The organism is Halovivax sp. (assembly GCA_007119345.1).
GTDB lineage: Archaea > Halobacteriota > Halobacteria > Halobacteriales > Natrialbaceae > Halovivax.
This window is the reverse complement of the sequence record SKPV01000024.1, coordinates 1-2,815: the sequence shown is the minus strand read 5'-3', so window position 1 is coordinate 2,815 and position 2,815 is coordinate 1. Positions and strand designations below refer to the sequence as shown.

Below are 2,815 nucleotides of genomic sequence, written 5' to 3'. Positions count from 1 at the left end.
CGGCGCCGTCGCCGCGGCGGCGGGCCAGGCGGCGACGCACGCGGCCGACGGCGGCACCGTCCGGCCGGTCCTGGCGGGGGTGGTGTTTCTCGCCGCCAGCGGTGCGCTGTTCGCCGCGATCCTCCGGGAGCGGCTCCCGCGGTACGACGACCCGCTGGTCCTCGTGCTGGTCGGCCTGCTCCTCTGGCTCCTGTCGGAGCTCGAACCGGCGCTCTCGGGGCCGGAACTGGCGGCGGCGCTCGGCGTGATGATCGCGCTGGGCTACGCGTCGTACGCCCTCGAGACCGCGTCGGTCGCCGGCATGCTCGCCGGCGTCTTGCTCGGGCTGCTGACGATCGTGCTCGGCGGCTGGGGCTGGTTCGCCGTCCTCATCTCCTTTTTCGCCATCGGCGGCCTCTCGACGAAGTACCGATACGCCGAGAAGGCCGCCAGGGGCGTCGCGGAGGACAACGACGGCGCTCGCGGGAGCGCGAACGTCTTCAGCAACTCCGCGGTCGCGCTCGTGGCCGTCCTGGGCTACGCCGCGAGCGACGCCAGCGTCCTCGGCGTCGACACGCTCGCGTTCCAGTACGCCTTCGCGGGCGCGGTCGCGACCGCGCTGGCCGACACGCTGTCGAGCGAGATCGGCGGGGTCTTCGATCGACCGCGACTGATCACGACGCTCGAGCCCGTCGAACCCGGGACCGACGGCGGCGTCACCTGGCAGGGCGAGATCGCCGGCACGGCTGGCGCGACCGTCGTGGCCGCCATCACCGCCGTCGCCTTCCCCGCCGTCGGCCCCGTCGGCTTCGGCGTGATCGTCCTCGCCGGCGTCGCGGGAATGACCGTCGACAGCGTCCTGGGCGCGACGATCGAGGGACCCAGGGTCGGCAATCAGGGCGTGAATTTCGTCGCGACGATCGCGGGTGCGGCGCTGGCCGCGTTCGCCGCCTCGTCGGCCGGACTGATGAGCTGAGCGCCGCTCGAGGATCGAGCGTCGGGTTCGGTCGGGCGCGTGCTCGATTCGCGGCCGTCGGGAACGGGTCGATCGGACGATCAGTCGTCGTCCGGGGCGGAGTCGGCGACCTCGTCGGCCGCGTACACCCGAACGTCCGTCGGTCGTTTGACGAACTGCCCGAGCGACGCGGCGACGATCGTCGAGACGTCGCGCTCGGCGGCCCGATCGAGGAGTCGCTGGCTCAGGATGTCGTCGAGGACGATCGCCGACGGCGCCGTCTCCAGCGACGCGAGGGTTTCCGCCGCCTCGCTCGCCGCCGCCTCGGCGACCGGCTCGCGGTCGTCGTCGAGAAAGCGCGCGCGGTCCGTGCCGGCGCGGATGACCGCCGAAACGTGGTCGTACAGCGTCTCCGGATCGGCCGCCCGGGAATCGTCGTCGGCCGCCCGGGAATCGTCGTCGACCCGTTCGGTGGCGGGGGATTCCGCGTCCATCGATTCGCCCGCCGAGGCACTCGCGTCGACCGGCTCGATCGGTTGCCCGTCGGCGTCGATCGGTTCGGCGGCCGCCGATCGGCCACCGGAGCCGTCGGCGTCGCGTCGATTCCGCCGCGTCGGACCGGCCCGCGTCGACGCGGCGTCGGCTTCCGGCCCGGCGGACGCTCCCGCGGGGTCGTCCGGTTCCGCGTCGGTCGACGCCGGCGGGGCCGGCGTGGCGCTACCGTCGGTCGCGGGGACGGCCTCTCGCGGGCGCTCTTCGTCGTCGACCGTCTCGAACGGCACCTTGTTCCGCAGCGCCGCGAAGAGTTCGTGGTGGTCGAGATCCTCGACGGACCGCCCCGCCGGCGCCGTCGCGACGTAATCGACGTCGCCGACCTGGGCCAGCTCTTCGAGGATCAGGTCTCCGCCCCGGTCGCCGTCGAGGAACGCCGTCACGGTCCGGTGTTCGGTCAGCTCGGCGACGGCGTCGGGGACGTTCGTCCCCTCCACGGCGATCGCGTTCTTGACGCCGTACTTGAGCATGGTGAGCACGTCCGCGCGACCCTCGACGACGATGATCGCGTCGCCGTCGGTCACCCGGGGTCCCGCGGGGAGCCCCTCGTACTCGGTGACGTCGGCGACGCGGACGTGTTCGCGGACTTCCGCCAGGATCTCCGAGGACGACATCACCGTGTCGTCGAATCCCGTCTGGAGCAGCTCGGTGGCCCGGTCGACGACCTCCCGTCGTTTGGCCGCCCGGACGTCCTCGATCTCCGCGACCTCGAGGGTCGCCCGACAGGGGCCGACACGGTCGATCGTCTCCAGGGAGGCCGCCAGCGTCGCCGTCTCGACCTTGTCGAGTCCGCTGGCGATCGTCAGCTCGCCCCTGGATTCGCCGCCGTGACTGTCGACCCCGACGTCGATCCGGCCGACCTTCCCCGAGCGGCGCAGCTCTCGCAGGTCGAGCTCGTCGCCGAGGAGCCCCTCCGTCTGGCCGAAGATGGCGCCGACGACGTCGCTGCGCTCGACGACGCCGTCTGCGACCACGGTGGCGTGGATGAGGTACTTCGAGGGTTCGTCCATGGTGGATCGGTCTCGGGTCGGTCGCCGCGATCGTGTCGATCGGTAAAGTGTACGTCCACGCCCACCTAATACCTGTTGACCGCGGCCGGTTCAGGCGGCGGGTCGGTGATAGTTCGTCCAGTACCACCAGGCGCCCAGGGCGGTCATGACGGTGAGGCCGCCGAGGAAGAAGAGCAGTCCCGGCGAGAGCCCGGAGAAGAGCCCGTCGATCGTCGACGCGGCCGTGTCGGTGATCCCGTCGATCACCCCGTCGCTCTCGCCGTCGGCGTACGCGTCGGCGTCGTCGTCTGCGGTCGCGTCGTCGTCTGCGGTCGCGTCG

Annotated in this window: 2 protein-coding genes and 1 pseudogene; 1 reads left to right on the top strand and 2 read right to left on the bottom strand. The window is 72.1% G+C overall.

Annotated elements, in window-relative coordinates; genetic code table 11:
• The coding region (locus tag QZT59_RS02105) for a TIGR00297 family protein (protein WP_290810667.1) at nucleotides 1-955 on the top strand (955 nt) is incomplete at its 5' end.
• Between the two features lie 80 nt (nucleotides 956-1,035).
• Here QZT59_RS02105 and dnaG read toward each other — a convergent pair.
• Both dnaG and QZT59_RS02095 read right to left on the bottom strand, forming a co-directional pair.
• Complete coding sequence (gene dnaG / locus QZT59_RS02100) at nucleotides 1,036-2,496, bottom strand: DNA primase DnaG (RefSeq protein ID WP_290810665.1); 1,461 nt, start codon at nucleotides 2,494-2,496, stop codon at nucleotides 1,036-1,038.
• Nucleotides 2,497-2,586: 90 nt separating this feature from the next.
• Nucleotides 2,587-2,815, bottom strand: a pseudogene (locus QZT59_RS02095) (ArsR family transcriptional regulator); the annotation flags it as partial.

Bases quoted from the DNA above. Each gene is read 5' to 3' on its own strand.
- dnaG (WP_290810665.1), bottom strand. From the start codon at position 2,496: ATGGACGAACCCTCGAAGTACCTCATCCACGCCACCGTGGTCGCAGAC.